Genomic DNA, 26,653 nt, shown 5'->3' on the forward strand with positions numbered 1-26,653 from the left:
GCATGCACGTCGACTTCCGGCTGCGGGTACGAGCCGCTCAGCCCGGTTCGCGGGCAGACCACAGTCCCGGGGCTGCTCGGTCTGTGGTGGTCATGACTCCGATGTCCCGGGGGTGGGGCAAGCGGTGAGGTGGGTGGCGAAGAAGGTCTCGACGCGCTGCCATGCGTCGGCGGCGGATTCGGGGTGGGGTCCCATGCCGGTGACCCGCAGGAGCGGGCGCAGGAGCTTGGGGCCGACTTCGGCGTCGTTGAGGAAGGAGTGGCCCGCGTCCGGGTACTCCTTGACGTCGTGGACGACTCCGCGCCGGTCCAGGGCGCTCTCCAGCCGAGCGGCCGCTCCCCGGAGCATGCGGTCCCGGCCGCCGTAACTCCCCACGACGGGACAGGCGTCGGTCAGGACGGCATCCAGGTTCTTCGGCAGCAGGCCGTAGTTGGCGGCTGCCGCGTCGAACTGGCCGCGGCCGGCCGTCATCAGGGCGAACGAGCCGCCCATGCAGAAGCCGATGATGCCCACGGCGCCGGTGCAGTCGGGATGTCCGGCGAGATGGTCACGAGCGGCTTCGATGTCCTGGTAGGCGCGCCCCTTCCCCGACAGCGCGGCCCGCAGGGTGGCCACCAGGCAGCGCCGCGCGCCGCCCTGGGTGAACAGGTCGGGCATGAGCGTCAGATAGCCCGCGTCGGCCAGCCGTCGCGTCTGACGCAGCATCACCTCGTCCACACCGAGGGCCTCGTGGACGACCACGACACCCGGCCAGGGGCCGTCACCCACCGGGCGGGCGAGATGCCCGGTGAGCTGCCGGGAGCCGCCCAGCCGACTGCTCGACGGGCCCAGTTCCACTGCTTCTCCGGGAAGGAGCATCGACTACCTCCAGCACGTGGACACAGAGCAGGTGTTTACCGATGGCGTCATTTTCGAAACGGGGTCAGGGGCTGTTTCGGGCAATCCGGATTACCGGGTTCCGCCCCCGACTCTCCCTCTCCGGGCCTATGTTCACGGCGGTACCCCCTCGCGTCCATGGAGGCTCCGCATGCGCACCGCACTCCGCCTGGCCGTCACCGGCGTGCTGACCGCCACCACCGTCATGACCTGCGGCACCGCAGGGGCGACCCCGCCGGGTCCCGGGGTGACCGCCCGGATCATCAGCCAGACCACCATCGGCGGCACCGACTACACCCTGCGGGAGATCACGGTCCCGCCCGGTCAGAGCACCGGATGGCACTACCACGACGGTCCGCTGTACGGCTTCGTGAAGCAGGGCACCCTCAGCCACTTCGACCACACCTGCGCCTCGGACGGCGTGTACCGGAAGGGCTCGACGATCCAGGAGCCGCCCGGCCCGGACCACGTCCACCTCGGCCGCAACCTGGGTGACACCCCGCTCGTCCTCGATGTGCTCTACGTGCTGCCGCACGGCTCCCCGTTCTCGCAGGACGCGCCGAACCCTGGCTGCCCGTTCCAGTGATCAGGCGTCGGGCAGCGGCTGTTCCGCCCAGATGGTCTTGCCGCTGCCCGTCTGCCGGCTGCCCCAGCGCTGGGTGAGCTGGGCGACCAGCAGCAGTCCACGGCCGCCCTCGTCGTAGGCGTGGGCCCGGCGCAGGTGTGGTGAGGTGGAACTGCCGTCGGAGACCTCGCAGATGAGCGCGCGGTCGCGGATCAGGCGCAGTTTGATGGGCGGTTCGCCGTAGCGGATGGCGTTGGTGACGAGTTCGCTGACGACGAGTTCGGTGACGAACGCGGCCTCCTCCAGCCCCCAGGCGGCCAGTCGCTCGGTGGCCGCCTGCCGGAAGCCGGCCACACGGGCCGGGTCGGGTGGTACGTCCCAGGTGGCCACGCGGTCGCCGCCGAGGGCGCGGGTGCGGACCATGAGGAGGGCGATGTCGTCGGTGGGATGTTCGGGCATGACGGCCTTGAGGACGTTGTCGCTGAGCTCCTCCAGGGAGTCGGCGGGTGCGCCGAGGGCGCGGCGCAGTTCGTCGGTGGCGCGGTCGACGTCGCGGTCGCGGTCCTCGATCAGTCCGTCGGTGTAGAGGGCGACGACCGAGCCTTCGGGCAGTTCGAGTTCCGTCGCCTCGAAGGGCAGCCCGCCGACCCCGAGGGGCGGTCCGGCGGTCATGGGGACGAACTCGGGGATGTCGCCGGGCAGGACGACGGCGGGGGCCGGGTGGCCGGCGGCCGCCGTGCACAGATGGCGGGAGACGGGGTCGTAGACGGCGTACAGGCAGGTGGCGCCCAGTTCGGCGACCTCCTCACCGCTCTCGTCGGAGGCCAGGTGGGTGACCAGGTCGTCGAGGTGGGTGAGGAGTTCGTCCGGGGGCAGGTCGACGTCGGCGAGGGTGCGGACGGCCGTGCGCAGCCGGCCCATGGTGGCCGAGGACTGGATGCCGTGGCCGACCACGTCGCCGACGACCAGTGCGACCCGGCTGCCGGAGAGCGGGATCACGTCGAACCAGTCGCCGCCGATGCCGGCCAGCGAACCGGAGGGCAGATAGCGGTGGGCGACGTCGACCGCGGCCTGTCCGGGCAGTCCCCTGGGCAGCAGGCTGTGCTGGAGGGCGTGGGCGGTGCTGCGTTCGCGCGCGAAGCGGCGGGCGTTGTCGACGCAGACGGCGGCGCGGCTGCCGAGCTCCTCGGCGAAGACGGCGTCGTCGGGGCCGTAGTCGTCCGGGTGGGCCATGCGGATGCACACCGCGACGCCCAGGCCGGTGCCGCGGGCGCGGAGCGGCACCGCGATCATGGAGTGGACGCCCTGCCGGTAGGGGCGGCCGTCGGGCGAACGCTCATTGCGCTCGGCCAGCCACTGGACGAAGTCCGGCTCACCGGCGTGGGCGACGACGGCACGACCCTCGCGCAGCGCCCGGGCCGGCGGCGAGGACGGCTGGTAGACGTGCGCCTCGCCCACCTTCAGGGCCGCACCGGGGTTGCCCTCCCGGGTGGAGCCGTGGGCGACGCGGCGCAGCTCGACCCCGCCGTCCGGGATCGCGGGCGGCTCGTCCGCGCCGAGGACCCAGTCGAGCAGGTCGACACTGGCGAAGTCGGCGTACTGCGGGACCAGGAGTTCGACCATCTCCTCGGCGGTGCGCACCACGTCGAGGGTGGTGCCGATGGCGGTGGTCGCCTCGTTCAGCAGGGCGAGCCGGCGGCGGGCCCAGTACTGGTCGCTGCTGTCGAACGCCGACAGGGCGACGGCGGCCGGCTCGCCGGTGTGGTCCCGCAGGGGCCACATCTCGATGCTCCAGGCGTGCTCGCGGTTCAGGGCCGGGGCGCTGGTGAAGCTCTCGTAGCGCAGCGGCCGGCCGGTCTCGGCGACCTCGCGCAGATGCCCCAGAAAGCCCCGGCTGTGCTCGGAGTCCGCCACGGTATCCGGGTAGAACCGGCCGACCAGCGCCTCCGCCGGTACGCCCATCACCTGGCAGGCGACGTCGTTGACGCGCAGATACCGCTGCCGGAGGTCGAAGACCGACATGGACATCGAGGCCTGCTGGAAGGCCTGGGCCGCCAGCGCGGCACCGGCCGGGACGGGCGGGTCGACGGTGACCACGTATCCGGTGGGCGCGCCGTCGGGACCGACGACCGGGCAGGCGGTCAGGGCCAGCTCGACCCGGTGTCCGTCGCGGTGTCGCAGGGCGAGCGTCCCGGCCTGCGCGGCGAGAGCGTCGGAAGGAACGTCCTCGGCGAGCAGGTCGGTCGCCGGTCTGCCGACGACCTCCTGCGCCGTGCGGCCCGTGAGCAGTCGTGCACCCTCGCTCCACCCCGCCACCCTGCCCTGGGCATCGATGATCGCAGCGGCCGCGACACGCTCCATATGCCCAAGGATGATCCGATTGTTCCAGGGCATCAAGCGCGGCAGCGGCTCGCTTCAGCCCTTGTGGGCGCGCAGTGCGGACAGGGCCCGGTCGGCGTGGGTGTTCATCCGCAGCTCACTGCGGACGATCTCCAGGACCGAGCGGTCCTCGGCGATGACGAAGGTGACCCGCTTGGTGGGAGCGAGCGTGAAGCCCCGCTTGACCCCGAACCGCTCGCGGATCACTCCGTCGGCGTCGGAGAGCAGCGGCATGCCGAGGGTGTGCCGACCGGCGAACTCCTGCTGCCGTTCGACGCTGTCACCACTGATTCCGACGGGGCGGGCACCGACGGCGGCGAATTCCGCGGCGAGGTCGCGGAAGTGGCAGGCCTCGGCGGTGCAGCCGGGCGTCAGGGCGGCGGGATAGAAGAAGAGGATCACCGGGCCCTCGGCCAGCAGCTCGGTGAGCCGCCGGGTGGTGCCTGTCTCGTCCTGCAGGGCGAAGTCCTCGACCTTGTCCCCGACCTCGATACGCTCGCTCACGACCGTCCCTCTCCGTTCCTTGCCACACTGCGGGCCCACAGCACGAGGGGCACCTGGAGGGGCAGCCGGGCCAGTGCCGCGTTCCGCTGCGGTGCGGGCCGGTGCCGCCAGTCGACGGCCATCTTCACGTTGGCGGGGAACACCCCGACGAAGAAGGCGGCGGCCGCCTTCGCGGCAACGGCGCGGGTACGGGGCGATGCCAGCCCGGCCGCCAGCGCCAGCTCCACGACCCCGCTGCCGTACGTCCATGCCCTGGGCGAGCCCGGCAGCACCTTCGGAATCGTGGCGTCGAACTGCCGCGGGGCGGCGAAGTGGGCGACCCCGACCGTGGCCAGCAGACCGGCCAGCAGCAGGGGTGAGCGTTCGGACCGGGGCACGGCTCCTCCTCAGGTGTCCTGCCGCCGGATATTACTCGACGGTAGACACTGGGGCCGTTGCTTCGGGATGAACAGATGGGGCTGCTGCTTCGGGAGGAACGGCCGGGACCGCCGCCCCGGAAGGAACAGCCAGGACCACTGCCGTCACGCCGTCGTCGCGCGGGCGTCGGCCTCCTGGACGGACTCGTCGTCCACCGCGTGGGCGAGGAAGTCGTCGACCATGCGATGGAACAGCCGGGCCAGCTGCCGCAGCTCCTCGGGCTGCCAGTCGGAGAGGGCGAGCTGCATCCCGCGGGCCCCGGCCTCGCGTACTCGCGCGACAGCCTCCCGGCCGGCGTCGGTGAGCTCGATCCGCTGGGCCCGGCGGTCGTCGGGGTCGGGGACCCTGGTGACGTACCCCGACCGCTGCAGCTGCTGCACGGTCCGCGTCACATGGGAGGCCTCCACGCCCAGCCGCTGCGCCAGCTCCCCCGGCCTGAGCGGCTCGGAGTCGGCGATCTGCCGCAGCAGCGCCACCGCGGCCCGGTCCAGCGGCACACCGGCCAGCGCCATCAGCCGCTCGTGCTGGCGGGCACGCGTGGCCAGGTACGTGATGCGCGTCAGGGCACGCTCGATCTCGATGACCTCGGCAGAGGCGGGCGGGACGTCGGACAGCGGTTCCGTGGGCATACTCACGAGTTTACCATATGGTTGCGTAAGTTAAGTAAGTTAGCGCCGTCCCCGTGTCCGGACGTCCACGGGGACGGACAGGACGGCGGAACACCTCTCGGCACAGGACCGGATGGGCCGGGACACGGGGCGGTGCCCGTCCCCGGAAACGTTCCCGTCGTCCCAGGGGACGCGGGAACGGCATCCTGACGGCCCGTCACGGCAACGCTGGCTGTTGTGATCACGGTTCGTGGTCACGAGAACGACAGCCGGAGGTTTCCATGATCCGACGGACTCTCAAGAGCGGGGTGCTGGCCACGGTCGCGGTGCTCGCGTTCCTGCCCACGGCGGCCGGGGCCGCCCCGGCGAGCGCGACCACCACCCCGCGCCCGGTGCCCAGCTTCGCGGCCCAGCACACCACGCACCACACGAAGCAGCGCACGCACCACACCAAGCACCGCAGGCACCACACCAAGCGCACCGTCCGCCGCGTCCACCACCGTCGGTACCGCACGCGTCACCTGCACCACTTCGTCGCCGCGGGAGTGGCGCGGGCGGTCGCGCAGGGCATGTCGTACCGCCGCACCGTGCCCGCCCTCGGCCGGGTCTCCACCCACGGCGCCCGGCTGAACGTACGCTCCGGCCCGGGCACCAGCTACCGCGTGATCGGGCACCGGCACACGCACCGGCTGCTCACGCTCAGCTGCAAGACCTACGGCTCCTGGGTGTACGGCAACCACACCTGGTACCGCCTCCCGCACCACCGCGGCTATGTCTCCGCCCGCTACGTCCGCACCGGACGCACCGCCGTCCCGTGGTGCTGACGACCACTCACACACGCACCGCCTGACCGTTGAAGGCCTGCTCGGGAACCCCCTTCTCCCGAACAGGCCTTCGGCGCGCATATGCCTCACCGTCCTCATACCTCGGCCGGTGTTGCGGAGCCCGGTCTCCTGGGAAGCCATTCCGACAACAGGGGCGAAAGCGCCCATAGTGGAACGGGAGTCGAGGGACGCACGATGCGGCATCCCCAAGGATCGGCCGAGCCGGACGAGCCACTGGTGGTGAGACTGCGCGAACTGAAGGACGGTACGGGACTGAGCCTGGCGGCACTGGCCGCGCGCACCCCGTACAGCAAGTCGGCCTGGCACCGCTATCTGACCGGCACCAAGCGGCCTCCGCGGGCCGCGGTGGAGGCGCTGAGCCGACTGGCCGGCGCCGACCCCGAAGCCGTACTGGCCCTGTGGGAGGCCGCCGAGGAGCCACCCGCACCGAGTCCGCCCGAGCAGGCGGCCCGGGCCCGCACCCGATGGCTTCCGCTGTCGGCACTCGCACTGCTCGGCACGGCCGCCGCGGTGGCCGCAGCGGTCATCCTCTCCGGCCGGCAGGGCTCCCCCGCTCCCGCCGCGCAGACCCTCCTGACCGCGCCCCGCTGCCACGCCCGCTCCTGCCAGGGCCAGTTGCCCGACGCCTCGGTGTGCGCCCGGGACGCGCAGACCACGAGCATGGTGTCCGACACCGACTACGACGTCCGGCTGCGCTACTCCCCCGCCTGCGGCACCGCATGGTCGGAGGTGCGGGTGCGTACGCCGATGGCGCGGGAGGTGTCGGTACGGGCCGGGCAGGACGTGCTGTCGGCGAGCTACCCGGCGGACAACTCCGCCGAGGACACCAGCCCGATGCTCGCCGTCCGCTCACCCAAGGGCGTGGAGGCCTGCGCCGAGGTGGAGGGGAAACTGGCGTGCACCGGTCTGGACGTGGAGCCGCCCGGCGAGTGAGGCAACGGCGGTGCCGCACCCGGATCCGGGTGCGGCACCGTGCCGGTCACCCGGCGGCGACGAACTGCTGCTCCGCGCCGCTGCGCTCCGGCCCCCGGGCCGAACGCAGGGCCGCGAGGCCGATGAAGACCATCGACGACACACCGGCCAGGGCGAAGGCGGTGAAGCCCCGGTCGCCGTTGCCCGCGGCGAGCAGCTGACCGCCGAGCCACGGGCCGAACACGGCACCGAAGCGGCCCATGCCGGAGGTCCAGCCGACGGCGGTGGCACGGGTGTCCGGGGTGGAGCGGATGGAGACGGTCGCGTAGATCATCGTCTGGGCGCTGTTGAGGAACACGCCGGCGAGGAAGACGACCAGGAAGGTCACGCCCAGCGGCATGTGGACGCTGAGCAGGCGCCGGCGTGGGAGCTCCGTCCGTCGGCGGTCAGCCCACCGGCGGTGTGCCGTGGGTGTGGAAGGACTCGATGGTCTTCAGCCCCCAGGCCTGTCCCTTGGCCCGCTCGGCCTCGGTCCAGGTGATGAGCGGCCAGTCCGGGGCCAGGACGAGCCGGGTGAGCGGGTTGCACAGCTCGATGCGGTTGCCGCCCGGCTCGTAGACGTAGAGGAAGAACGTCTGCTGGATGGCGTGCTTGTGCGGGCCGGTCTCGATGAAGACGCCGGTGTCGATCGCGAGGTCGGCGGCGCGCAGAATGTCCTCGCGGGTGTCGGTCGCGAAGGCGATGTGGTGCAGCCGGCCGGTCGAACCGGTCCGGTCCTCCGTGTACACGACGTCGTACGACTTGTTCGTGAAGGTCAGCCAGCGGGCCGCGATCCGCCCGGTGTCGAGCCGGATCTGCTCGGTGGGCCGGGCGCCGAGCACGTGTTCCTGGAACTCGGCACTGGCGAGCACGTCGGCGGCGAGGAAGTTGACGTGGTCGAGCCGCCGCACCCCCACGCCCCGGTTGGGCTTGGCCTGCGGCTGATTCTTCAGCGCCGGTTTCAGCTCGTCGGGGGCCTGGTAGTGCTCGCTCTCCCAGTACAGGGCGTGTTCGTGTCCGTCCGGGTCGGTCGTGACGTACAGCGCGCCGAGGCCGGGCTCGTCCTCGGCCCAGCGTCCCTTGCCGCCTGCCGCCTCGATCGCCCTGATCCGACGGTGGAGGGCCTCCTCGCCGGAGGTGCGCAGCGCGAGCCGGCCGAGGCCGGGCCGGTCCCGGGCGGTGAGGACGAGGCTGTGGTGCTCGTAGTCGTCGAACGTGCGCAGGTAGACGGTGTCGCCGTCCTCCCCGTTGACCGTGAGCCCCAGGAAGTCGGTGCAGAAGGCGACACTGGCGTCCAGGTCCGGGGTGAACAGCTCGACGTGGCCGATATGGGCGATGTCACCGAGCGGCGGAGCCATCGTTGCCTCCAAGGGGTTGTACGGGTGCAGGGGCGGCGGCACGTGGGAAGACGATGCCGTCGATGATCTTTCGGGTCGTGCGGACGACGGCGGTACGACGCGCCGTGGGCGGGGAGGCGGCCGGGTCGACGGCCGTCTCGACGTCCAGGAAGCCGGTGGGGTGCTCGATGCGGACCCGGTCGCCGCGCTCGGGCGGCCGGGCGATCCCCTCCCCCACCCCGCCGGGCAGCCGCAGCCCGGCCGCCACGCTCGCGGCGCCGAGCACGCCGATGGAGGTGTGACAGCGGACGGGGATGAAGGTGCGGGTGGTGACCGCGCCGCCGTTGCGGGGCGGGGCGAGCAGGGTGAGCTTGGGAACGGTGGCGGTCTCCACGTCCCCGAGCCCCATCAGCCGCCCGGCCGCCAGCCGGATCTCATGGAGGCGGTCGGCGAGCGCCAGGTCCTCCTCCAGGTCCTTCGGCTCCTCGTGTCCGGTGACCTTGAGCGCTGTCGCCGGGACGAGCACGGTCGGCATCCCGTTGTCCACGCAGGTCACCTCGGTACCGGCGACGGTGTCGCGGACGCGGCCGGTCGGCAGCAGCGGGGTGTCCCCGCCCGGGAACTCGATCACCACGGGAGCCGCCGCACCCGGCACGCCCGAGATCTCGGCGTCACCGGTGTAGTCGACGCGCCCGCCCGAGGTGGGGAAGGTGGCGACGGCCCGCTCCCCCGTGTTGAGCATGCGGATGCGTACGGAGGTCTCGCCGTCACCGGGGGCCACGAGCCATCGCTCGACCGCGAACGGGCCGACTCCGGCAAGGATGTTCCCGCAGTTCTGCCGGTCGCTCACCTCGCCGCGGTCCACGGCCACTTGGAGGAAGAGGTAGTCCACGTCGGCGTCCGGGGCGCCGGAGGCGGAGACGAGGGCCACTTTGCTGGTGAGCGGGTGGGCACCGCCGAGTCCGTCGATCTGACGCGGGTCGGGGGCTGCCCATGATCCGCAGCAGCAGGTCGTCGCGGGCCGCCGGGTCGGCGGGCAGGTCCTCGGCCAGGAAGTAGGCGCCCTTGGAGGTGCCGCCGCGCATCAGCATGCAGCGCACCCCCGTGGGACCGCTCACGCCCCTGCTCCGGCCCGGGCGTGGGCACCGTCCCGGACGTAGTCCTCGTACCTGGTGTACGTGACGCCCAGTTGCGCGAGCTTCTCCCGCAACCCGTAGCGGTCCAGGCCGAGTTGTCCCTCGACGAAGGCGGCGCGGGAGGCGGCCTCCTTGGCCTCCCGGGCCGCGGACGCCTCGACGGCCTCGCGGGCCTTCTCGCGCGGCACGACCACGACTCCGTCGTCGTCGCCGAGGATCACGTCACCGGGCCGGACCAGCTGACCGCCGACGGCCACGGGCACGTTGACCGAGCCGCCGGTCGCCTTCACGGTGCCCTGTGCCGAGACGGCGGCCGACCAGGCGGGGAAGCCGAGTTCGCGCAGTTCCTGGGTGTCGCGGAGGCCGGCGTCGATGACCAGGCCGCGCACACCCCGCCGCTTCAGTGCGGTGGCGAACAGTTCGCCGAACATGCCGTCGGTGGAGGGCGAAGTGGTGGTGACGACCAGCAGGTCACCCTCGCCGCACTGCTCGACGGCCGCATGGATCATGAGGTTGTCGCCGGGCCAGGACAGCACGGTGACCGCGGTGCCCGCGACCCGGGCGCCCTGCTGGATCGGGCGCAGCCGCGCCGGCAGGAGCCCGGTGCGGCCCATCGCCTCGTGCACGGTGGCCACGCCGTACCCGGCGAGCGCCTCTACGTCCTCGGCGTCGGTCTTGGGCGGGCCGGTGACGATCACGCCGCTCATACCAGCTCCTTGGTGACCTGCGGGTAGGGGCGCATGTAGGCCTCGGCCATGGTCCTGTGCGGCAGGCCGAGGTTGGGGCCCGCGTTGCGCCTGAGCTGGACGCCGCGGCGGACGGCGAGGTCGGTGTAGTAGTCCCACAGGTGCTGCTGGGCGCCCAGGCACTCCATGGCCTTGCGCTTGGTGTCCCACACCTCGGTGATGTCGAGCAGGACTTCGGGCCGGAAACCACTCATCTCGGGCTGGTGGGGCTCGAAGTAGAAGACGGGCGGGGCGCCGATGATCTCGCCGGGGCCGGGATAGCCGACGGCCTGGGCGAGGACCCGGGCCTCCAGCGCCATGCGGTTGGCCGCCGGGTGGTCGCCGTTGTAGGGGTCCTCGACCGGGTGGGTGAGCACCACGTCGGGCTGGGTCTCGCGGAAAACGGCGACGAGCCGGTCGGTCAACTCGGCACCGGCGACGAGCGGGTAGTCACCGGCGTCGAAGAAGCGGACCTCGGCGCCGAGCGTGGCGGCGGCCTCCTCGGCCTCCGCCCGGCGTATCGCCTTGATCTCCTCCAGGGCCCTCCCCTCGCGCCACGCCTTGGCGGACTCGCCGCGCTCGCCGAAGGTGAGGCACGCGATGGTGACCTTCTCCCCGCGGGAGGCGGCCAGAGCGACGGCTCCGCCCGCGCGCCACACGAAGTCCCCGGCGTGCGCGGTGACGACCAGGGTCGAACGGGATTGTCAACAATTTTGTTCGCGCTTTCTGTGTCGGCCTCAACCCGCCCGGTACAGCTCGGTGAGCAGTTCACGGACGGCCGGGTGGGCGGGGTGCGGGTCGTCCCGCCACCAGGCGAGGCGCACGGCGACGGGTTCGGCGTCACGCACCGGCCGGTAGACGATGCCGGGCCTCGGGTACTGGTTCGCGGTGGACTCGGCCGTGACGCCGATGCCGCGTCCGGCGGCGATGACCGTGAGCCAGTCGTCCACGTCGTATGTCTCCTCCACGGCCGGCCGGGCGTGGGGCGGCCACAGCTCCGGCGTGGCCGTGCCCGTGCGGCGGTCGATGAAGAGCGTGCGCCCGGCGATGTCGGCGAGCCGGACCGAGCGGCGCCTGGCGAGGGGGTCGTCGGCGGCGAGCGCGCACAGGCGCCGCTCCAGGCCGACGATGGCGGAGTCGAAGCGGCGGTCGTCCAGCGGCCTGCGGACGACCGCGAGATCGCAGGCGCCCTCGGCCAGCCCCGCGGACGGGGAGTTGACGCGCACCAGGTGCAGGTCGGTGTCGGGGTGCGCGGCGGTCCAGCGCCGCTGGAAGGCCACGGTGTGACGGCCGAGCGCCGACCAGGCGTAACCGATCCGCACCCGCTCGTGCCCCGAGGTCGCCTCCCGGACCAGCTCGGTGACGTCCGCGAGCACCCGTCGGGCCTGCGCCACCACGCGCAGCCCGGTCGCGGTCGGCGTCACCGCGCGCGAGGTGCGCCTGAGCAGCCGTACGCCCAGGGCCCGTTCGAGGGAGGCGAGGGTGCGGGAGACGGCGGCCTGGGAGACGCCGAGGGCGATGGCCGCGTCGGTGAAGGTGCCCTCGTCGACGATGGCCACCAGGCAGCGGAGCTGGCGCAGGTCGATGTCGGCTTCATGCATATGCTCAGCGTATAGATGGACCCGAGCATGCATTTTGCGTAAGCATCCTGGCGGCGCACCATCCAGGCATGCCTCAAGCTCTCGAACGCCCGGCCGCCGTGACCGAGCCCACCACTCCGTCCGGCTCCGTGCCGCAGGCCCGGCGGCTTGCCGGGGTGGCCACCATGTTCGGCAGCGGCCTGTCCAACCAGACCGGCGCGGCCATCGGGGCGCTGGCCTTCCCCGCGCTCGGCCCCGTCGGCGTGGTCGCGATGCGCCAGTACGTCGCCGCGCTGGTGCTGCTGGCCGTCGCCCGACCGCGCCTTCGGTCCTTCACCTGGAGCCAGTGGTGGCCGGTACTCCTGCTGGCGGCGGTCTTCGGCACGATGAACCTCACCCTGTACAGCGCCGTCGACCGGATCGGCCTGGGGCTCGCGGTGACCCTGGAGTTCCTCGGACCGCTCGCCATCGCCCTGGCCGCGTCCCGGCGCCGGCTGGACGCGGGGTGCGCGGTGCCGGCGGCGGCCGGGGTCGTGGTCCTGATGCGCCCACAGCCCTCGACCGACTACGTGGGCATGGGTCTCGGCCTGGTGGCGGCCTGCTGCTGGGCCTCGTACATCCTGCTCAACCGGATCGTCGGCCGCCGCATCCCCGGCGCCCAGGGCGCGGCCGCCGCCGCGGGCGTGTCGGCGCTGGCCTTCCTGCCGGTCGGCGTCGTCGTCGCCGTACGACACGCGCCGACGGCCGGGGCCGTGCTGTGCGCCGTGGCCGCCGGAGTGCTCTCCTCGGCCGTGCCGTACCTCGCCGACCTGCTCACCCTGCGAACCGTGCCCGCGCAGACGTTCGGGCTCTTCATGAGCGTCAATCCGGTGCTCGCGGCCGTGGTCGGCTGGATCGTCCTCGGCCAGGGGCTCGGCGCGCAGGAGTGGGCAGGCATCGGCGCGGTCGTCGCCGCGAACGCGACCAGCATGCTGACGACGCAGCACCTCACCTCGCCGCCCGCCGTCACCGGAGGTGCCGGCGCGCCGTAACACCTTGATCCCGGCCAGGACTTCGGCGATCCGGACCGGCTTGGTGACGCACTCCCGCCCCCTCTGGCAATCAGATTGCGTGACTCAAGTAACTCGCACATGTTTGCCTAACTCAAGCAAGCCCGCTCGGGCCCCCGCTCCCCCGTGACCTCCGGAAAGCGAGTCACCCCATGGCCACCATGAAGTCCATACGGACCGGCGCCGTCGGCAAGGTCGCGGTGGTGGACGTCCCGCGTCCCGTGCCCGGTCCGAAGGACGTGCTCGTGAAGATCCGCGCCTGCGGGATCTGCGGCACCGACGTCACCTTCCTGCACATGGGTGGCATGCCGGCCCGCGCACATCTGGGCGGCGAGCTGGTCCCCGTGGGCACGGCCGAGGCCCCGGCGCAGCCGGAGCCGTCGGCCGAGACGGTGGGCTAGGAAGCGCGAGCGTGCCGCCGGTGGAGCGGCGGTCTGCCGGAGGGCGGGGCGGGCCGTGACCGGCGGCCCGCCCGGCTCCACGACGACCATGACCAGCCGGCCCCGTCGGGGGTGCGACGGAGGTGGAGTTGCCGTGCGTGTGGTGATCGCCGAGGACAACGCGCTGTTGCGTGAGGGTCTGGTGCTGCTGCTCAGCTCTGTCGGGCACGAGGTGGTCGCGGTCGTCGGCAGCGGCCCGGAGATCCTGCCGGCGCTGCTGGAGCACCGCCCCGACATCGCCGTACTGGACGTACGGATGCCGCCGCTCTTCCGGGACGAGGGTCTGCGAGCGGCCCTCGACGCGCGCCGGTACCTGCCCGGGCTGCCGGTGCTGGTGCTCTCGCAGTACGTCGAGGAGTCGTACGCGGCCGAGTTGCTGAGCGGTGGCGCCGGCGGAGTGGGCTATCTGCTCAAGGACCGTGTGGGCCGGGTCGACGAGTTCCTCGACGCGCTGGAGCGGGTCGCGGGCGGCGGCACGTCCCTCGACCCGGAGGTGGTGACGGAGCTGATGACCCGTCGTGAGGACTCGCCCCTGGGCGCGCTGACCCCGCGCGAGCGGGAGGTGCTGCAGCTGATGGCCGAGGGCCACGACAACACCACCATCGCCAGGTCCCTCGTCATCACCGAACGCTCGGTCAGCAAGCACATCGGCAACGTCTTCCTGAAGCTGGGGCTGCCGCCCAGCGACAGCGGGCACCGCCGGGTGCTGGCCGTGCTCGCCTACCTGCAGCACGCGTGAGCGGCGCGCGACCGCGCCCAACTCGTGGTGCCGGCCCGCCAGTCGGTGCTGATGGCAGCAAGGCGACCGGACGGGCCCGTTCAGGGGAACCGGTGGCGAAAGGCGCGTGAGGGTGCCGGGTGCGGTCGACACCTTCTGCCGTGACCGCCGTGACCCTGCCGTTGATTCCGCCGATGCTCGCCACCCCGGGCAAGCTGCCGCCCGCCGCCCAGGACGAACGGTGGGCGTACGAGACCAAGCAGGACGGTCAGCGGGTGATGGTCTATCTGCCCGGCGACGGCAGCGTGCTGCTGCGCGCCCGGTCCGGTGAGGAGATCACCGGCGCCTACCCCGAACTCCGGCCGCTCGGCGGCGCCCTGGGCAGCGCTGCCGTCGTCCTGGACGGCGAGGTGCTGGCTCTGGACGAGCAGGGGCGGGCGGACTTCCAGTTGCTGCAGAGCCGGATGGGCCTCGCCCACTCCCCCGCGCGGGCGGCCCGCCGGGCCGCCCGGGTGCCGGTCCACCTGGTGCTGTTCGACGTGCCCCACCTGGAGCGCCCGCTGCTCGGACTCCCTTACGCCGAGCGGCGGGCGCGGCTGGAGGAGCTGGGCCTGACGGGGCCGCACTGGTCGACGCCCGCCGCGGTGACCGGGCACGGCGCCGAGGCGCTCCGGGCGACCCGGGAGCACGGTCTCGAAGGGCTGGTGTGCAAGCGACTGGACTCGGTGTACGAACCCGGGGTGCGCTCCCGCGCCTGGATCAAGATCCGCAACATGCGCAGCGAGGACGTGATCGTCGGCGGCTGGCTGCCGGGCAAGGGGCGGCTGACCGGGCTGCCCGGCGCGGTGCTGGTCGGCCAGCGGGCGGGCGGCCGGCTGCGCTACGTGGGCGGGGTGGGCACCGGCTGGAGCGAGGCGGAGCGGACGGAACTGGCGGCGCTGCTGCGGGCCGCAGCCAGCACCGAGTGCCCCTTCGACCCGGTGCCGCGGTTCCCGGACGCCCACTGGGTGCTGCCCCGGCTGGTCGGCGAGGTCAGCTACAGCACCCGGACCCGGGCCGGGCTGCTCCGCCAGCCGTCGTGGCTGCGGCTGCGCCCCGACCTCACCCCGGAGGAGTCGTCGGCGGACGTCCCGGAGGGCCGGCAGTAGGTGTTCTGGGGGGCTTCACTCGTGGGACGCGTGTGATCTCTTGGCAGCGCGACGTCCGCCCGGGATGCTGAACTCCCCAGCCCCCCACCGCTGTTGGAGGACCCTCGTGCCGCTCACATCCCGTGTCCGGCGCGGCAGATGGTTCGGCGTGCTCGCCGGCGCCGCCGCTCTCGTCGTCGCCTTCCCGGCCGCCGCCTTCGCCGCACCACCGCTCGCGCTGCCCACGAACGCCGAGCCCGCCGAGCTGACGTACCAGCCGGCCTTCGACTACGACACCGACGGCTGCTACCCGACGCCCGCGATCGGGCCGGACGGCACGATCAACGGCGGCCTCAAGCCGACGGGTGCCCTCAACGGCAGCTGCCACGACGCCTCCGACCTGGACAACACCAACAGCTACTCGCGCCACAAGTGCAACAACGGCTGGTGCGCCTACCTGTACGGCCTGTACTTCGAGAAGGACCAGGCGCTCCCCGGCAGCGGCATCGGCGGGCACCGGCACGACTGGGAGCACGTGGTGGTGTGGGTGCAGGACGGGCAGGTGCGGTACGTGTCGACGTCCAACCACGGCTCGTTCACCGTGCATCCGGTCTCCGAGGTCCGCTTCGAGGGCAGCCACCCGAAGGTGGTGTACCACAAGGACGGCATCGGCACGCACTGCTTCCGGCTGGCCAACGCGAACGACGAGCCGCCGGAGAACCACAGGCACACCTGGCAGTACCCGCCGCTGGTCGGCTGGAACGGCTATCCGGCGGGCCTGCGCGACAAGCTGAGCGCCTACGACTTCGGCAGCGCCCACTTCGGCCTGAAGGACGCGAGTTTCCCGTCCCATCTGGCCTCGGCCAAGCCGTCCGGGATCCCCTTCGACCCGAACGCCTGACCTGCTCCCGAACATCTGATTCTTGGTGGGGGACATGACGGGGCATGGCGTCCGAGGGTCTATCGTGTCCCCCATGTCCGTCCCGGAACTGATCCGCATCGTGTCCCGCGACTCACCGATGGCTCTCGCCCAAGTCGAGCGCGTACGCGTCGAGTTGGGCGTGCTGCATCCAGGGGTGCGCACCGAGGTCGTACCCGTGAAGACCACGGGTGACAAGTGGCTCGGCGACCTGTCCAAGGTCGAGGGCAAGGGGGCGTTCACCAAGGAGGTGGACGCGGCCCTGCTGGCCGGGGAGGCGGACCTCGCGGTGCACTGCGTCAAGGACGTGCCCGCCGACCGGCCGCTGCCCGCCGGCACCGTGTTCGCCGCGTTCCTGAAGCGGGACGACATCCGGGACGCGCTGGTGCACCCGGACGGGCTCACCCTCGACGAACTCCCGGCCGGCACCCGGATCGGCACCTCCTCGGTGCGCCGGGTCGCCCAACTGGCCGCCACGCACCCGCACCTGGAGTGCGTGCCGTTCCGCGGGAACGCCAACCGCCGGTTGGAGAAGCTGGCCGCAGGTGAGGCGGACGCGCTGCTGCTCGCGGTGTCCGGTCTGGAGCGGATCGGCCGCCAGGACGTGATCAGCGAGGTGCTCTCCCCGGAGACGATGATGCCGCCGATCGGCGCGGGCGTCCTCGCCCTGCAGTGCCGGGAGGGCGACACCGAGCTGATCGACGCGGTCAGCGGGCTCGGGGACCCGGCCACGCACCGGGAGGCCACGGCAGAGCGGATGTTCCTGCATGTGCTGCAGGGGCACTGCAACAGCCCGATCGCCGGCTACGCGCGCGTGGACCGAAGTGGTGAACTCTCCCTGCGGGCCTGTGTGTTCACCCCGGACGGCAAGACGCGGCTGAACGCCCACGAGTGGGCGGGCCGGCTGGACGCGGCCACGCTGGGCACCTCGGTCGCGGTGGCGCTGCTGCGGCAGGGGGCGCGGGAGATCATCGACGGCATCCCGCACTGACCCGGGTCAGGCGGTGCCGGGCTCCGTCTGGTCCTTCACCGTCTGGTCCTTCAGGAAGGCGCTGACCTGGTGGGCCAGGCTGCCCTGCCCGGTGCCCGCGGGGGCGGCCACCGTGGTCGCCTCCAGGATGCCGATGCCGCCCGCCCACAGCCGGCGGTCGGCCCACTCCTCGTCCACCCGCAGCTGGACCTGTACGTCCACGTGGGTGAGGGCTGCCTCCGGGGCGGCCGCGTAGAGCACGGCGGTGGCCCGGCGCAGCGGGTAGACGTCGAAACCCTCGATGAACTGGGAGTTGCGCCAGTCGATGAACGCGCCCTCCCCGTCCGGGCCGACCCGGACGTCCATCTGACCGTCCTCGAGATGGATCCCGTAGTGGTGCGCGCCACGGTTCTCGACCGTCACCCGGACACTGAAGTACGTCAGCCCGGCTGCGGCGTCGTCACGTCCGCGCGGCGGCTCGGCCGCCTCCAGGCGGTGGACGCGGACCCGCAGACCGGCATGCTCGTCGTACTCGTGCCAGTCCCCGACCACGTTCGGCTCGTACACAGTGCCCCTCTCGACCTCGGAGAGCTGCTGTCTATCTGTGCGCTCAGCGCACTGTCAAATGAGCAGAATGCGCTGTGGCCAGGGGGTTCGCCCGCTTTGATCGGTGATCAAGCGCTGCCCAGGGGGAATCCCGTCACGGGGGTCTCGGGCAGGGTGCGGCTGCGTGCCGTATTTCACTCCGCGGCAAGATCAGCGGGCCAGCCGGCCGAGCAGTGAGGAAGCCGCGGCGATGCCCAGGGCGGCGGCCACCGCCAGGACGCCGAAGTCGGCGGCGAGGTGGGCGGGGGTCCCCAGCAGCAGACCACGCAGGGCGTCGACCTGGTAACTGAGCGGGTTGGCCTTGCTGACGGCCTGGAGCCAGCCCGGCATCACCGAGACGGGGTACAGCGCGTTGGAGCCGAAGAACAGCGGCATCGTGATCGCCTGCCCGAAGCCCATCAGCCGGTCGCGGCTGAGGACGATGCCCGCGATGGTCATCGACAGGCAGGAGAAGAACGCGGAGGCGAGGACCACGGCGGCGGCGACGCCGAGCAGCTTCAGCGGGTTCCAGGTGAGGGCCACGCCGAGCAGAGCGGCGATGAGGACGACCACGACGGCCTGGATCAGCGACTTCACTCCGGCCGCGAACGCCTTGCCGGTGATCAGTGCCGAGCGCGGGGTCGGTGTGACGAGGAGCTTGTTCAGGATGCCCGCGTCCCGCTCCCAGATGATCTGGATGCCGTAGAAGATGGCGATGAACATCGCGGACTGGGCGATGATGCCGGGCGCCAGGTAGTCGATGTAGGGGATGCCGCCGGTGGGTATCGCGTGGATCCGGGTGAAGGTCTGGCCGAAGATCAGCAGCCACAGGGCGGGCTGGACGGCCCGGGTGTACAGCTCGGTGCGGTCGTGGCGCAGCTTCTGCAGTTCGACGGCGCACATCGCGGCGACCCGGGCGGGCAGCAGCCGCCAGCCCGCGCGGGGCCGGGGCGGGGTGAGCAGCAGGGCGGTGCCGGCGACGGTGGGGTCAGCCGACGCGGTGCGCGGTGCGGCGGGTGCTTCGGACATCGCGGAAACCTCCTCCGGAGTCGAGTCCGCTGCCGGCGACGTCCCGGAAGACGTCCTCCAGCGTGGGCAGGGTGTCCGCGCCCCGGCGTTCGGCGAGTCCCCGGCGCAGCTCGGACGGGGTGCCCAGGGCGCGGACGCGGCCGCGGTGCATCAGGCCGACCCGGTCGCAGTACTGGTCGGCCTCGTCCATGTAGTGGGTGGTGACCAGGACGGTCATGCCGGTGGCGGCGCGTACGGCGTTGATGTGCTCCCAGACGCCGGTGCGGGCGATCGGGTCCAGGCCGATGGTGGGCTCGTCCAGGATCAGCAGCCGGGGCGCGCTGACCAGGGCCTGGGCGAGTTCGAGGCGTCGGACCATGCCGCCGGAGTAGGTGCCGGCGAGCCGGTCGGCGGCGTCGGCGAGACCGACGGCGGACAGGGCCTGGGCGACGCGCTCGGCGCGCTCGCGGCGCGGCACGTCGAAGACCCGGGCGAACAGGGCGACGTTCTCCCGTCCGGTGAGCCCGCTGTCGGCGGACAGCTGCTGCGGGACGTAGCCGAGGAGGCGGCGTACCGCCATGCGCTCCTTGGCGACGTCGTGCCCGAAGACCCGGACCATGCCGGCCGGCACCGGGAGGAGCGTGGTGATGCAGCGGATCGCGGAGGTCTTTCCGGCGCCGTTGGGCCCGAGCAGTCCGAACACCTCGCCCTCGCGGACGGCCAGGTCGAGTTCGTCGACCGCTCTGGTGTCCCCGAAGGCGTAGGAGAGGAGGGTGCAGGTGACGGCTTCGGCGGGCGGGGCGGGGGTGTCGCTCGTCATGTCTCCTCGGCCTCCTCGTGCAGGGTGACGGCCAGCTTGCGCAGCGCCGGCAGGGCCGCGTGCAGGGCCTCCCGGTCGGCCTCGTCCAGCCGCGCCACGTGCCGGCCGACCAGTTCGGCCCGGCGGCGCTGCCAGTCCCCGAGTCGCTGCTCGGCGGCCTCGGTGAGCAGCAGGCGGGCGGCCCGCCGGTCGGCGGGGTCCGTCTCGCGGATCAGGTAGCCGTCCCGGACGAGGTGGTTGACCAGGGTCGACACGGAGTTGCCCGCCAGGTGCAGGGCCCGGGCGGCCTCCGAGATACCGATGCCGGGCCGGGCCTCGACCAGCCGCAGCAGCTCCACCTCGGCACCGCGCAGCCGCGGCAGGGTCAGCCCGCCGCGCAGCCTGCGCCGGACCAGTCGCTGGATCCGTACGAGTGTGTCGGCCAGCTCCTCGGGGAAGTCGGATTCCACTTCTGAAGATTACCTCTGTTACAGAGGTAATGCGCTTCAAGGGGCGGTCAAGAGCGGGCTGGGAGCATTCCGCACGCACCTCGCGCCCGATATCACCCGAATTGTTTGATCTATCCATCAGCGGGAATCCGCACAACAGTGCTTCGGACAGGAGGCACGCCCGGATCCAGCAACCGCTGAGGGAAGTGCGCGCGATGCCTGTCACCGGCAGCACGAAGCCTCACCCCCACGACGACGCCCCCGACACGACCGAGTCCTTCGAGCGGCTCGCACAGTTGCCGGACGGTCCCCAGCGCCAAGCGCTCAGGGACGAGCTGGTCCGGCTCTGGCTGCCCATGGCCGAGCGGATCGCCGTACGGTTCCGGGGCCGCGGGGAGTCCCTGGAGGACCTGTACCAGGTGGCCGCCCTCGGCCTGGTGAAGGCCGTCGACCACTACGACCCGGCCCGTGGTCGCGCCTTCGAGGCGTACGCGGTGCCCACGGTCACCGGTGAGATCAAGCGCCACTTCCGCGACCACATGTGGACGCTGCATGTGCCGCGCCGGGTGCAGGATCTGCGCAACCGGGTCCGCGGCGCCCTCAAGGAAATGGCGCAGACCACGCCCGGCCGGGCGCCCACTGTCGCCGAGATCGCCGCGCACACGGAGCTCAGCGAGGCCGAGGTGTGCGCCGGTATGGAGGCCCTGGAGTGCTTCTCGGCCCTGTCACTGGACGCCGAGGTGTCCGGGACGGAGGGATACGCGCTCGGTGACTCGCTCGGCGAGGCGGACCCCGGCTTCGACCTCGTGGTCGACCGTGCCTCGGTCAAACCGTGTCTCCAGGCGCTGCCCGAGCGTGAGCGGATCATCCTCTACCTGCGGTTCTTCGACGGGATGACGCAGAGCCGGATCGCCCAGCAGCTGGGTATCTCGCAGATGCACGTCTCCCGGCTGCTCAGCGCCTGCTTCGAGCGGCTGCGGGAGGAGCTGCTCGCGGAGGCGCCGACCGAGCACCTCGCGGAGGCCGGCTGAGCACCTCGCGGAGGCCGGCCCGGTACAGGGCGGACGCAGGCCGATGCCTCAGTCCTCCACGCTTCCGGGGCTCTCCTCCGTGCCGGCGGGTATGGCCTCGGCGGTCCCGGGGATCTGGACGGGCCCGCGCCGGTCCAGGGCGTCCTCCAGCGCGGCACGGATCGCGGGCGGGATGTCGCCCCGGCGGCCCCAGATCAGGATCAGCTCCGCGATGTTGCGCAGCTTGATGTTGGTGTGCTGGGAGACGTCCTTCAGCACCTCCCACCCCTGGTCGGGTGTCACCCGACCGAGGGCGACCATCATCCCGATGGCCTGGTCGATGACAGCGTGGGAGGCCACGGCCTCCTTCAACTGGTCCACTTCGGCCTGCAGCTCGGCGATCCGGTCGGGCTCCGTCTCTCCCATGCCTCCATCGTGCTCACCCACCTGGCCCCCCGCCACCGGGGTACTCGACAGGCACCGCACCCGGTTCCGGTTGGACACTGGTGCCAGACCGGTGGGCGCCGGACCCCGAGACCAGGACGCGACTGCCATGAACCATGACACGCCTGCCAGCGGTGGACCGAGGACGCGGGACATCATCTCCACGCACTCCGTCTTCGGTGCGCCGTGCTGGGTGAGCCTGACCAGCCGCGATCTGGCGGCCACCCAGGAGTTCTACTCGGCGCTGCTCGGTTGGCGGTGGCGCGGCGCCAAGCTCGGCGAGCACTTCCGGATCGCGCTGGCCGACGGTGTGCCGGTCGCCGGGATCGCCGCGGTCGCCGCCATGTGGCAGATGGCGGTGGCCTGGACCCCTTATTTCGCCGTGCCGGACGCGGACGAGGCGGTGTCGCGGGCCCGGGAGCGCGGCGGTACGGCGGCCGTGGGGCCCCTGTCCTTCCCGCCGGGGCGGGCGGCGCTGCTCGCGGACCGGGACGGGGCCACCTTCGGAATCTGGGAGGGCGAGCTGGTCGGCAACTGGGAGGCCTGGCGGCGGGCCGCCCCGACCTTCATCCGGCTGCACACCCGCAACGCCTTCGACTCCGCACTCTTCTACGGCGAGATCCTCGACTGGGCCTCCGGCAAACCCGGCTGTTGCGAGGTCGAGTACGAGGGCGGCGAGGTGGTGCTGCGCAGCAGGGGTGACGTGGTGGCGCGCATCGACTCGGGCGCGGCGGAGTCGGCCCCGGACCCGTCCGTACGGCCGCACTGGCAGATCCACTTCGCGGTGGCCGACGTGGCGGGCTGCGCACGGACCGCCGAGAAGCACGGCGGCAGCGTCCTGAGCGAGCAGGAGGACGAGGCGATCCTCCGGGACCCGGACGGCGCCCAGTTCACGATCACGTCCCGCCGCTCGCGCTGAGCGGACTCAGCGGACCGGTCCGACCCGACCGGTCCAGGAGGCCGGCTCCGGTGAGGGGTCCCAGACCACTTCGACGCCGGTGCCTTCGGCGAGATCCCTGACCAGCTCGACGGCAGCGGCCTGGGCCGCCTCGGCCTCCGCGTCGGCCGGCACCCCGGCGAGGCGTCCGCAGAGCATCCCGCCGTCCGCGGTGCGGATGCTGTGGCGCCAGCCGTCCGGTGTCGCCAGCAGGACGATGCTCTCGGGCACGCCGACGAGAGGCCTCCGCTTCCTGTGCCGTTTCGCCATACGGCCATCCCACATCACGTCACCGGCGGCGGACTCCCCGGGCCCCTCGCCCGCTGCGCGACGGCCTCGAGAGCACGATCAGGCTTCGGGGCTCCACGCGGAGTCGGGTGCCTGCCTTGCGCTCGCGTTCGTCGGGGATGCCGTCCGGGTCGGCGGTGTCGATCAGGGTCGTCCAGCGCTCGCCGTAGGACTCGTCGGGAAGACGGAAGTCGACGGGCTCCCAGTAGCCGTTCAGGAGCATCAGGAAGGAGTCGTCGAGCACCCGGCGGCCGTAGGGGTCGCGTTCGGCGATCGCGTCGCCGTTGAGGAACACGCCGACCGAGTGGGCGTCCTCGCGCTGCCAGTCCCGGGCGGTCATCTCGCGCGCGTCGGGCCGCAGCCACATCAGGTCGGGCAGCGGCTGGTCGGCGTTGGTCGCGGTCTCGCCGCGGAAGAAGCGGCGCCTGCGCAGCACGGGATGCTCGGCGCGCAGGTTGATGACGTACCGGGTGAAGTCCGTGAGGGTGTGCTGTTCGTCCGTCGACTTCCAGTCGACCCAGGAGACTTCGCTGTCCTGGCAGTAGGCGTTGTTGTTGCCGCGCTGGGTGCGGCCGAGTTCGTCGCCGTGGCTGAGCATCGGGATGCCCTGGGACAGCAGCAGGGTCGCGAGGAAGTTGCGCTGCTGCCGGGCTCGGAGTTCGAGAACGGCCGGGTCGTCGGTCTCGCCCTCGGCACCGCAGTTCCAGGACCGGTTCGCGCTCTCGCCGTCCCTGTTGCCCTCGCCGTTGGCCTCGTTGTGCTTGTCGTTGTACGACACGAGGTCGCGGAGGGTGAAACCGTCGTGTGCCGTCACGAAGTTGACGCTCGCCCGCGGCCGGCGCCGGCTGTGCTGGTACAGGTCGGAGGAGCCGGTCAGCCGGGAGGCGAACTCGCCGAGCGAGCCGGGTTCCGCCCGCCAGAAGTCGCGTACGGCGTCCCGGTAGCGGCCGTTCCACTCCGACCACAGCGGCGGGAAGTTGCCCACCTGGTAGCCGCCCTCCCCCACGTCCCAGGGTTCGGCGATGAGCTTGACGCGGCTGATCACCGGGTCCTGCTGGATCAGGTCGAAGAACGCCGAGAGCCGGTCCACCTCGTGGAACTGCCGGGCCAGTGTGGCCGCGAGGTCGAAGCGGAAGCCGTCGACGTGCATCTCGGTGACCCAGTAGCGCAGCGAGTCCATGATCAGCTGCAGTACGTAGGGGTGCCGCATCAGCAGGCTGTTGCCGGTGCCGGTGGTGTCGTAGTAGTGCCCCCAGTCGCCGTCGACGAGACGGTAGTAGGAGGCGTTGTCGATGCCCCGGAGGGACAGGGTGGGACCCATCTCGTTGCCCTCGGCGGTGTGGTTGTAGACCACGTCGAGGATGACTTCGAGGCCGGCCGCGTGCAGCGCCTTCACCATCGTCTTGAACTCGTCGACCTGCTGGCCCCGGCTGCCGAAGGCGGAGTAGGCGTTGTGCGGGGCGAAGAAGCCGATGGTGTTGTAGCCCCAGTAGTTGGCGAGGCCCCGGTCCTGCAGGACGCCGTCCTGCACGAACTGGTGGACCGGCATCAGTTCCACCGCGGTGACGCCGAGCGAGGTCAGGTGCTCCAGGACCGAGGGGTGCGCGAGACCCGCGTAGGTGCCGCGGAGCCGCTCGGGGACGTCCGGGTGGGTGCGGGTCAGGCCCCGCACATGGGCCTCGTAGATGACGGAGTCGGCGTACGCGTACCGCGGCGGGCGGTCGTCGCCCCAGTCGAAGTACGGGTCGGTGACCACGCCCAGCATCGAGTGGCCGGCGCTGTCACCGGGAGAAGGGCCGGCCGCCGCGCGCTCGTAGAGCGAGGCGTGGTTGTCGATCTGGCCGTCCACCGCCCGCGCGTACGGGTCGAGCAGCAGCTTCGCCGGGTTGCACCGGTGGCCGAGGCCGGGCTGCCAGGGGCCGCGCACGCGGTAGCCGTAGCGCTGCCCCGGTCCGACGCCGGGCAGGTAGGCGTGCCAGACGAACCCGTCGACCTCGCTCAGGGGGACGGGGCGCCCGGCACCGGCTTCGTCGACCAGGATCAGCTCGACGTGCTCGGCGACCTCGCTGAACAGCGCGAAGTTGGTGCCCTGTCCGTCGAAGGCGGCGCCCAACGGGTAGGGGTGCCCGCTCCAGACGGGCACCCCTTTCCGGGACTTCCGTGCCGTCACCGGGCGCCCTCCAGGACGCCGTCCACGGCGGTCGCCGGGGCGGCCAGGGCGAGCACCGGGAGCTCGCGGGGCACCCGGAGCCCCTGGCTCAGGCTCGGCGCCGGAGCGGTCGGGACCAGCGGGACACGTTCGCCGGCGCGAGCCCGCTGCGAGAACCAGATGATCTTGGCGCCGCCGTCCGGGGCACAGCAGCCCCAGCCGTCGCTCATGGCCGCGATGTCGGCCAGGCACGCCCGCAGATCCTGGTCCGGGCGCAGGTCACGGTCGCCGCCGCCGACGGCCGTGATGAGATGCTGGCCGTTCCACCACATCTCGATCGACGTGTCCTTGTCCGAGGCGTGCTCGTCGATCGCATGCAGCAGCAGTTCGGCACCGTGACAGACGGGAACCACGAGGTTCTCGAGGTCCCAGTAGCGGAGATGGGCGGCCAGGATGCGGCTGACCTGTCCCACCCGTTCCGGGCTGACTTCCACGTCCAGGTGGTAGTAGCAGGGCACTGCGGTCTTCATCGTCGCTTGCTCCTCACCCGCGAAGCTCCCGCTCCCCGTGCCGGTGCCCGGGAGGGTCCCGGACACCGAGCGTGAGCGCCGATCGCTTCTGAGTCACCTCCACAGTGGGCTCACTACGCCATTCGTGCAACACGAGCCTCACGAACGGCGGATGGTTGAAGATCCAACAGGACGTTGCGTGGTCGCACGTGCACCATGAGTGAAAGCCTCGATCGCCGTAACGGTGCCGTGCCCTCCCCTGCGCGGACACCACCCGACCGTCGGGAACGCGCCCAGTCGAGAGCGTGGAAGGTGAAGAGGGTCATGCTGCTACCCGCCAAGGCCGAAGTGGCCCGGCAGTTGCGGCGTTACCGGGCGTGGGAGCGCGTGATGCTCGCCAAGCCCCACGACCGCACGGTCCGGGCCACTTTCGAGGACTCGGGCTACACCTTGTGCGTGCTGATGGGAAAGCGCTGCGCCCGGGAGGCAGCGGACGCGGCCGAGCACTATCTGCGCTCCAGCCTGGCCGGCTATCTGCGCGAGCAGGACGGGCGGCCGCAGTCGGGGCGGGCGGCACGGCGGGCGCCACCACCGGAGCGGCGTTCCACGGCACCAAGCCCCTGACGTGGCACCGTACTCGGCAATCCCCACGGGGCGGCAGCAGCCGAACCGTTTTCTCGGATCGCGAAGCCGGGCCGGCGGCCCGGCTTCGCGCACGGCGGAGGTGAGATCCATGCGCAGGACCCCGGCCATCGGCCGTGTACCGGTACGTGACGTACGGCCGGCCGTGGAGTGCGGCAAGCGCCCGGCGAAGGCGGTGACCGGAGAGACGTTCCAGGTCACGGCCACCGTGTTCCGCGAGGGGCACGACGCCGTCGGCGCCAACGTCGTCCTGCGCGATCCGACGGGCCGCCGTGGCCCCTGGACTCCGATGCGCGAACTGGCCCCCGGCAGCGACCTGTGGGGTGCGGAGGTCACCCCGGACGCCACCGGCCGCTGGACCTTCCGCGTGGAGGCATGGAGCCATCCGCTGGCGACCTGGCGGCACACCGCCTCCGTCAAGATCCCGGCGGGCATCGACACCGGCCTGGTCCTGGAGGAGGGCGCCGACCTCTACGAGCGTGCGGCCGCGGGAGTGCCCAAGGGGCCGCAGCGGGACCTGGTCCTGGCCGCGGCGCGGGCTCTCGGCGACGACACGCTGTCGGTGCACCACCGTCTGAAGGCCGCGTTGTCACCCGAGGTGGAGGCGGTGTTGTCCCGCCATCCGGTGCGGGAGTTGGTGACCGCGTCGGACGCGATGCCGCTGCTCGTGGAGCGGGAGCGGGCCCT

General features: G+C 72.1%; 30 protein-coding genes and 2 pseudogenes. 13 read left to right on the plus strand and 19 right to left on the minus strand.

The genetic code is table 11. From position 1 onward, the window contains the following. Positions 1 to 90: 90 nt before the first annotated feature. Entirely contained in the window at positions 91 to 858 is a 768-nt protein-coding gene (locus ACIRVH_RS42645) for a dienelactone hydrolase family protein (RefSeq protein WP_403965398.1), read from the minus strand. A gap of 169 nt (positions 859 to 1,027) precedes the next feature. On the opposite strand from ACIRVH_RS42645, the gene ACIRVH_RS42650 reads away from it, so the two are divergent. Continuing rightward, the gene (locus ACIRVH_RS42650) at positions 1,028 to 1,462 is read left to right on the plus strand and encodes a cupin domain-containing protein (RefSeq protein WP_403965399.1); all 435 of its coding nucleotides are present in this window, start codon (positions 1,028 to 1,030) and stop codon (positions 1,460 to 1,462) included. Here ACIRVH_RS42650 and ACIRVH_RS42655 read toward each other — a convergent pair whose 3' ends face one another. The 4 genes from ACIRVH_RS42655 to ACIRVH_RS42670 form a co-directional block, all read right to left on the minus strand. After that, on the minus strand, positions 1,463 to 3,802 hold the full coding sequence (locus ACIRVH_RS42655) for a SpoIIE family protein phosphatase (RefSeq protein ID WP_403965401.1): 2,340 nt from the start codon (positions 3,800 to 3,802) through the stop codon (positions 1,463 to 1,465). Between the two features lie 54 nt (positions 3,803 to 3,856). Next, the gene (locus tag ACIRVH_RS42660) at positions 3,857 to 4,324 is read right to left on the minus strand and encodes a peroxiredoxin (RefSeq protein ID WP_403965403.1); all 468 of its coding nucleotides are present in this window, start codon (positions 4,322 to 4,324) and stop codon (positions 3,857 to 3,859) included. After that, the gene (locus tag ACIRVH_RS42665) at positions 4,321 to 4,701 is read right to left on the minus strand and encodes a DoxX family protein (protein WP_403965405.1); all 381 of its coding nucleotides are present in this window, start codon (positions 4,699 to 4,701) and stop codon (positions 4,321 to 4,323) included. The genes ACIRVH_RS42660 and ACIRVH_RS42665 overlap by 4 nt, the downstream gene beginning before the upstream one ends. A 144-nt stretch (positions 4,702 to 4,845) precedes the next feature. Next, on the minus strand, positions 4,846 to 5,370 hold the full coding sequence (locus tag ACIRVH_RS42670) for a MarR family winged helix-turn-helix transcriptional regulator (protein ID WP_403965407.1): 525 nt from the start codon (positions 5,368 to 5,370) through the stop codon (positions 4,846 to 4,848). A 260-nt stretch (positions 5,371 to 5,630) separates the two neighbouring features. Between ACIRVH_RS42670 and ACIRVH_RS42675 the strand changes: the two genes are divergently transcribed. Then, entirely contained in the window at positions 5,631 to 6,173 is a 543-nt protein-coding gene (locus ACIRVH_RS42675) for a hypothetical protein (protein ID WP_403965409.1), read from the plus strand. A gap of 195 nt (positions 6,174 to 6,368) precedes the next feature. Beyond that, positions 6,369 to 7,127, plus strand: coding sequence for a DUF2690 domain-containing protein (locus tag ACIRVH_RS42680; RefSeq protein ID WP_403965411.1), 759 nt, complete (start codon positions 6,369 to 6,371; stop codon positions 7,125 to 7,127). Between the two features lie 46 nt (positions 7,128 to 7,173). Here ACIRVH_RS42680 and ACIRVH_RS42685 read toward each other — a convergent pair. From ACIRVH_RS42685 to ACIRVH_RS42710, 6 genes and pseudogenes are all read right to left on the minus strand, one after another. Continuing rightward, positions 7,174 to 7,521: pseudogene (locus ACIRVH_RS42685) on the minus strand (MFS transporter); the annotation flags it as partial. 31 nt (positions 7,522 to 7,552) lie between these two features. Next, on the minus strand, positions 7,553 to 8,503 hold the full coding sequence (locus tag ACIRVH_RS42690) for a VOC family protein (protein ID WP_403965413.1): 951 nt from the start codon (positions 8,501 to 8,503) through the stop codon (positions 7,553 to 7,555). After that, positions 8,484 to 9,573, minus strand: a pseudogene (locus tag ACIRVH_RS42695) (4-oxalomesaconate tautomerase). The gene ACIRVH_RS42690 and the pseudogene ACIRVH_RS42695 overlap by 20 nt, the downstream one beginning before the upstream one ends. Positions 9,574 to 9,596: 23 nt before the next feature. Next, on the minus strand, positions 9,597 to 10,325 hold the full coding sequence (locus ACIRVH_RS42700) for a 4-carboxy-4-hydroxy-2-oxoadipate aldolase/oxaloacetate decarboxylase (RefSeq protein ID WP_403965415.1): 729 nt from the start codon (positions 10,323 to 10,325) through the stop codon (positions 9,597 to 9,599). Then, a complete protein-coding gene (locus tag ACIRVH_RS42705) occupies positions 10,322 to 11,032 on the minus strand; it encodes a PIG-L deacetylase family protein (RefSeq protein ID WP_403965450.1) in 711 nt (236 codons plus the stop codon). Before ACIRVH_RS42705 ends, ACIRVH_RS42700 begins: the two co-directional genes overlap by 4 nt. Positions 11,033 to 11,080: 48 nt before the next feature. Then, positions 11,081 to 11,944, minus strand: coding sequence for a LysR family transcriptional regulator (locus ACIRVH_RS42710; protein WP_403965417.1), 864 nt, complete (start codon positions 11,942 to 11,944; stop codon positions 11,081 to 11,083). A 155-nt stretch (positions 11,945 to 12,099) separates the two neighbouring features. Between ACIRVH_RS42710 and ACIRVH_RS42715 the strand changes: the two genes are divergently transcribed. The 6 genes from ACIRVH_RS42715 (at position 12,100) to hemC (ending at position 17,167) form a co-directional block, all read left to right on the plus strand. Then, positions 12,100 to 12,954 carry an EamA family transporter gene (locus ACIRVH_RS42715; protein WP_403965452.1) on the plus strand — a complete coding sequence of 285 codons (855 nt, stop codon included), beginning with the start codon at positions 12,100 to 12,102 and terminating at the stop codon, positions 12,952 to 12,954. 179 nt (positions 12,955 to 13,133) lie between these two features. Beyond that, a complete protein-coding gene (locus ACIRVH_RS42720; protein WP_403965419.1) occupies positions 13,134 to 13,373 on the plus strand; it encodes an alcohol dehydrogenase catalytic domain-containing protein in 240 nt (79 codons plus the stop codon). A gap of 133 nt (positions 13,374 to 13,506) precedes the next feature. Continuing rightward, entirely contained in the window at positions 13,507 to 14,151 is a 645-nt protein-coding gene (locus ACIRVH_RS42725; RefSeq protein WP_403965421.1) for a LuxR C-terminal-related transcriptional regulator, read from the plus strand. A gap of 173 nt (positions 14,152 to 14,324) precedes the next feature. Next, a complete protein-coding gene (locus ACIRVH_RS42730; protein ID WP_403965454.1) occupies positions 14,325 to 15,278 on the plus strand; it encodes an ATP-dependent DNA ligase in 954 nt (317 codons plus the stop codon). Between the two features lie 106 nt (positions 15,279 to 15,384). Continuing rightward, entirely contained in the window at positions 15,385 to 16,158 is a 774-nt protein-coding gene (locus ACIRVH_RS42735) for an NPP1 family protein (RefSeq protein ID WP_403965423.1), read from the plus strand. Between the two features lie 73 nt (positions 16,159 to 16,231). Continuing rightward, a complete protein-coding gene (gene hemC, locus ACIRVH_RS42740) occupies positions 16,232 to 17,167 on the plus strand; it encodes a hydroxymethylbilane synthase (protein ID WP_403965425.1) in 936 nt (311 codons plus the stop codon). Positions 17,168 to 17,173: 6 nt separating this feature from the next. On the opposite strand, the gene ACIRVH_RS42745 is transcribed toward hemC, so the two are convergent. From ACIRVH_RS42745 to ACIRVH_RS42760, 4 genes are all read right to left on the minus strand, one after another. Further along, a complete protein-coding gene (locus tag ACIRVH_RS42745) occupies positions 17,174 to 17,713 on the minus strand; it encodes a hypothetical protein (protein ID WP_403965426.1) in 540 nt (179 codons plus the stop codon). Positions 17,714 to 17,902: 189 nt separating this feature from the next. Continuing rightward, positions 17,903 to 18,760 carry an ABC transporter permease gene (locus ACIRVH_RS42750; RefSeq protein ID WP_403965428.1) on the minus strand — a complete coding sequence of 286 codons (858 nt, stop codon included), beginning with the start codon at positions 18,758 to 18,760 and terminating at the stop codon, positions 17,903 to 17,905. Continuing rightward, positions 18,720 to 19,559 carry an ABC transporter ATP-binding protein gene (locus tag ACIRVH_RS42755; protein ID WP_403965429.1) on the minus strand — a complete coding sequence of 280 codons (840 nt, stop codon included), beginning with the start codon at positions 19,557 to 19,559 and terminating at the stop codon, positions 18,720 to 18,722. Before ACIRVH_RS42755 ends, ACIRVH_RS42750 begins: the two co-directional genes overlap by 41 nt. Then, entirely contained in the window at positions 19,556 to 20,008 is a 453-nt protein-coding gene (locus ACIRVH_RS42760) for a MarR family winged helix-turn-helix transcriptional regulator (protein WP_403965431.1), read from the minus strand. The genes ACIRVH_RS42755 and ACIRVH_RS42760 overlap by 4 nt, the downstream gene beginning before the upstream one ends. A gap of 194 nt (positions 20,009 to 20,202) precedes the next feature. Between ACIRVH_RS42760 and ACIRVH_RS42765 the strand changes: the two genes are divergently transcribed. Beyond that, positions 20,203 to 21,018 (plus strand): RNA polymerase sigma factor SigF, encoded by an 816-nt coding sequence (locus ACIRVH_RS42765; protein WP_403965433.1) that lies wholly within the window; start codon positions 20,203 to 20,205, stop codon positions 21,016 to 21,018. Positions 21,019 to 21,066: 48 nt separating this feature from the next. Here the strand turns inward: ACIRVH_RS42765 and ACIRVH_RS42770 are convergent, their stop codons facing one another. Next, positions 21,067 to 21,423: an ANTAR domain-containing protein gene (locus ACIRVH_RS42770; protein WP_403965435.1), complete on the minus strand. Its 357-nt coding sequence runs from the start codon at positions 21,421 to 21,423 to the stop codon at positions 21,067 to 21,069. Between the two features lie 127 nt (positions 21,424 to 21,550). On the opposite strand from ACIRVH_RS42770, the gene ACIRVH_RS42775 reads away from it, so the two are divergent. Next, complete coding sequence (locus tag ACIRVH_RS42775) at positions 21,551 to 22,360, plus strand: VOC family protein (protein ID WP_403965437.1); 810 nt, start codon at positions 21,551 to 21,553, stop codon at positions 22,358 to 22,360. A gap of 6 nt (positions 22,361 to 22,366) precedes the next feature. On the opposite strand, the gene ACIRVH_RS42780 is transcribed toward ACIRVH_RS42775, so the two are convergent. Genes ACIRVH_RS42780 through ACIRVH_RS42790 form a run of 3 tightly spaced genes read right to left on the minus strand, consistent with a single transcriptional unit; the run spans position 22,367 to position 25,345 of the window. Beyond that, on the minus strand, positions 22,367 to 22,609 hold the full coding sequence (locus ACIRVH_RS42780; RefSeq protein ID WP_403965439.1) for a hypothetical protein: 243 nt from the start codon (positions 22,607 to 22,609) through the stop codon (positions 22,367 to 22,369). Positions 22,610 to 22,667: 58 nt separating this feature from the next. After that, positions 22,668 to 24,809, minus strand: a complete 2,142-nt coding sequence (gene glgX / locus ACIRVH_RS42785; RefSeq protein ID WP_403965456.1) for a glycogen debranching protein GlgX — start codon at positions 24,807 to 24,809, stop codon at positions 22,668 to 22,670. Positions 24,810 to 24,832: 23 nt separating this feature from the next. Then, positions 24,833 to 25,345 carry a pep a2 gene (locus ACIRVH_RS42790; protein WP_403965440.1) on the minus strand — a complete coding sequence of 171 codons (513 nt, stop codon included), beginning with the start codon at positions 25,343 to 25,345 and terminating at the stop codon, positions 24,833 to 24,835. 303 nt (positions 25,346 to 25,648) lie between these two features. Between ACIRVH_RS42790 and ACIRVH_RS42795 the strand changes: the two genes are divergently transcribed. Next, a complete protein-coding gene (locus ACIRVH_RS42795; RefSeq protein ID WP_403965442.1) occupies positions 25,649 to 25,948 on the plus strand; it encodes a DUF5133 domain-containing protein in 300 nt (99 codons plus the stop codon). 109 nt (positions 25,949 to 26,057) lie between these two features. Continuing rightward, the coding region (locus tag ACIRVH_RS42800) for a maltotransferase domain-containing protein (RefSeq protein WP_403965444.1) at positions 26,058 to 26,653 on the plus strand (596 nt) is incomplete at its 3' end.

Origin of the sequence: Streptomyces sp. NPDC101165 (assembly GCF_044768135.1) — a bacterium.
In the GTDB taxonomy this organism is placed as follows: Bacteria; Actinomycetota; Actinomycetes; order Streptomycetales; family Streptomycetaceae; genus Streptomyces.

Excerpts from the sequence above, each read along its gene's own strand:
- ACIRVH_RS42645 (WP_403965398.1), bottom strand. The coding sequence starts at position 858 with ATGCTCCTTCCCGGAGAAGCAGTGGAACTGGGCCCGTCGAGCAGTCGG.
- ACIRVH_RS42650 (WP_403965399.1), top strand. The coding sequence starts at position 1,028 with ATGCGCACCGCACTCCGCCTGGCCGTCACCGGCGTGCTGACCGCCACC.
- ACIRVH_RS42655 (WP_403965401.1), bottom strand. The coding sequence starts at position 3,802 with ATGGAGCGTGTCGCGGCCGCTGCGATCATCGATGCCCAGGGCAGGGTG.
- ACIRVH_RS42670 (WP_403965407.1), bottom strand. The coding sequence starts at position 5,370 with ATGCCCACGGAACCGCTGTCCGACGTCCCGCCCGCCTCTGCCGAGGTC.
- ACIRVH_RS42675 (WP_403965409.1), top strand. The coding sequence starts at position 5,631 with ATGATCCGACGGACTCTCAAGAGCGGGGTGCTGGCCACGGTCGCGGTG.
- ACIRVH_RS42680 (WP_403965411.1), top strand. The coding sequence starts at position 6,369 with ATGCGGCATCCCCAAGGATCGGCCGAGCCGGACGAGCCACTGGTGGTG.
- ACIRVH_RS42690 (WP_403965413.1), bottom strand. The coding sequence starts at position 8,503 with ATGGCTCCGCCGCTCGGTGACATCGCCCATATCGGCCACGTCGAGCTG.
- ACIRVH_RS42700 (WP_403965415.1), bottom strand. The coding sequence starts at position 10,325 with ATGAGCGGCGTGATCGTCACCGGCCCGCCCAAGACCGACGCCGAGGAC.
- ACIRVH_RS42710 (WP_403965417.1), bottom strand. The coding sequence starts at position 11,944 with ATGCATGAAGCCGACATCGACCTGCGCCAGCTCCGCTGCCTGGTGGCC.
- ACIRVH_RS42720 (WP_403965419.1), top strand. The coding sequence starts at position 13,134 with ATGAAGTCCATACGGACCGGCGCCGTCGGCAAGGTCGCGGTGGTGGAC.
- ACIRVH_RS42730 (WP_403965454.1), top strand. The coding sequence starts at position 14,325 with ATGCTCGCCACCCCGGGCAAGCTGCCGCCCGCCGCCCAGGACGAACGG.
- hemC (WP_403965425.1), top strand. The coding sequence starts at position 16,232 with ATGTCCGTCCCGGAACTGATCCGCATCGTGTCCCGCGACTCACCGATG.
- ACIRVH_RS42750 (WP_403965428.1), bottom strand. The coding sequence starts at position 18,760 with ATGTCCGAAGCACCCGCCGCACCGCGCACCGCGTCGGCTGACCCCACC.
- ACIRVH_RS42755 (WP_403965429.1), bottom strand. The coding sequence starts at position 19,559 with ATGACGAGCGACACCCCCGCCCCGCCCGCCGAAGCCGTCACCTGCACC.
- ACIRVH_RS42765 (WP_403965433.1), top strand. The coding sequence starts at position 20,203 with ATGCCTGTCACCGGCAGCACGAAGCCTCACCCCCACGACGACGCCCCC.
- ACIRVH_RS42770 (WP_403965435.1), bottom strand. The coding sequence starts at position 21,423 with ATGGGAGAGACGGAGCCCGACCGGATCGCCGAGCTGCAGGCCGAAGTG.
- ACIRVH_RS42775 (WP_403965437.1), top strand. The coding sequence starts at position 21,551 with ATGAACCATGACACGCCTGCCAGCGGTGGACCGAGGACGCGGGACATC.
- ACIRVH_RS42790 (WP_403965440.1), bottom strand. The coding sequence starts at position 25,345 with ATGAAGACCGCAGTGCCCTGCTACTACCACCTGGACGTGGAAGTCAGC.
- ACIRVH_RS42795 (WP_403965442.1), top strand. The coding sequence starts at position 25,649 with ATGCTGCTACCCGCCAAGGCCGAAGTGGCCCGGCAGTTGCGGCGTTAC.